1 pseudogene is annotated in these 1,108 nt (G+C 45.6%); it reads left to right on the top strand.

Annotated features, from left to right (window positions below):
• Positions 1-1,108, top strand: a pseudogene (locus tag ACOEN1_RS13445) (hypothetical protein); the annotation flags it as partial.

Below are 1,108 nucleotides of genomic sequence, written 5' to 3'. Positions count from 1 at the left end.
GCTATTACAGCAAGAAATGAAGTCTTAAATAAAGAGATCGACGCTCAGAAAAACAAAGTATCCACCCTTGAAGCTGCACTGAAAAATGCTGCTGAGTCCTTTGGGGAGAATGACAAAAGAACAAAAGCCTGGCAGATCCAGCTAAACAATGCAAATGCAGATCTAAATAAAATGGAAAAAGAGCTGGATGACAACAACAAGGCTCTTGAAGCAGCCAGTGATGGGTTTGATGATGCTGGTAAAGAAGCTGACAAGTTTGGGGATGAAATCAAAGACTCTGCTAAAGTGGCAGATGATTCCGGTGGTAAGTTTGAGAAGCTCGGTTCAGTTATGAAAGGTGTGGCTGCGGGTATTGGTGTTGCCATGGCAGCCATTGGAACAGCAGCTGTCACGGCAGGTAAAAAGCTCTTTGATATGGCTAATGATGCCGCGGCTGCAGGGGATGAAATCGATAAGGCCAGCCAAAGAATAGGTCTTTCCAGGCAAGGTTATCAAGAGTGGGACTATGTCTTTTCCCAAAACGGTGCCAGCATTTCATCCTTAGAAAACGGAATGAAGAAACTTAATAACACCGTAGACGATGCCATCAATGGGAGTTCCTCAGCCACAGAAAAGTTTCAACGCCTAGGTATTTCCATGGCGGACCTTGAGGGTAAATCCAGAGAAGAAGTCTTTGAGATGACCATTAAAGGTCTTCAAGGCATCTCTGATGAAGGTGAAAAAGCGGCCATTGCCAATGATTTACTTGGAACGTCTTCAGTTGAGCTAGGGGCACTATTGAACCAAACTGCTGAAAGCACCGATGCTCTAAAGAACAAAGCAAGTGAGCTAGGGCTAGTTATGAGTGATGAATCTGTAGATGCTGCGGTGAACTACACAGATGCCATGGATAACCTCACCCGCTCCTTTGCTGGGGTGAAAAACAACATCACATCCCAGCTCCTCCCTGGCTTTACCATGATTTTAGATGGTTTGACGGGCCTCATCACTGGTCAAGAGGGTGCTGCTGAGCAGCTTAAGGAAGGTGCAAGGCAGACGGTTGAACAGATTGCTATCATCCTTCCTCAAATTCTGGATGTGGTTACTGGACTTATTGCAGCTATTGCAG

This window comes from Gudongella sp. DL1XJH-153 (genome assembly GCF_049310905.1).
Classification (GTDB): Bacteria; Bacillota; Clostridia; order Tissierellales; family Tissierellaceae; genus Gudongella.
The sequence above is the reverse complement of the archived record's forward strand: the minus strand, read 5'-3'. Positions and strand labels throughout refer to the sequence as shown.